Source organism: Colwellia sp. 1_MG-2023, assembly GCF_030546755.1.
In the GTDB taxonomy this organism is placed as follows: Bacteria; Pseudomonadota; Gammaproteobacteria; order Enterobacterales; family Alteromonadaceae; genus Thalassotalea_H.
This window is the reverse complement of the sequence record NZ_JAUOPE010000031.1, coordinates 1-575: the sequence shown is the minus strand read 5'-3', so window position 1 is coordinate 575 and position 575 is coordinate 1. Positions and strand designations below refer to the sequence as shown.

The 575-nt window shown below is 43.8% G+C and carries 1 pseudogene; it reads right to left on the bottom strand.

What is annotated here, in order from left to right:
* Positions 1–575: pseudogene (locus Q4493_RS17715) on the bottom strand (DDE-type integrase/transposase/recombinase); the annotation flags it as partial.

Sequence of the window (575 nt, the reverse complement as noted above, 5' to 3'; positions counted from 1 at the left end):
CCATTGGTTTGAGGCGACATCGCTTTAGTTTTCGTATGGTCGATATCATTAATCGCCAGATATAGCTGATAGTCATGATTTTCAACCTTGCCGCAATACTCAGTGCCTCGGTCAGTTAAAATTCGCAGCATTGGCAGCTCGTGCTGCTCGAAGTAAGGCAGAACCCTGTCATTGAGTATGTCAGCTGCGGTAATTGGTGTTTTGGTTGTATACAGCTTAGCAAAGGCTACTTTGCTGTAGGTATCGACAAACGTCTGTTGGTAGATACGGCCAACACCTTTGAGATTGCCGACATAGAACGTATCTTGCGAGCCTAGATAGCCCGGATGTGCTGTTTCAATTTCACCGCAAGCTTCGTCATCGCTTTTCTTTTTCTCAAGTGCTGCGACTTGGCTATCTGTTAAGATAATACCTTCGTTAGCTATTTTTCCTTCAAGAGCTTTTAAGCGCTTTTTAAAGTTTTCTAAATCATGACGTAACCAGATTGAACGAACACCACTGCCTGAAACAAATACACCTTGTTTACGCAACTCGTTGCTTGTTCGGTGCTGACCATGAGCTGGGTAATCAATAGC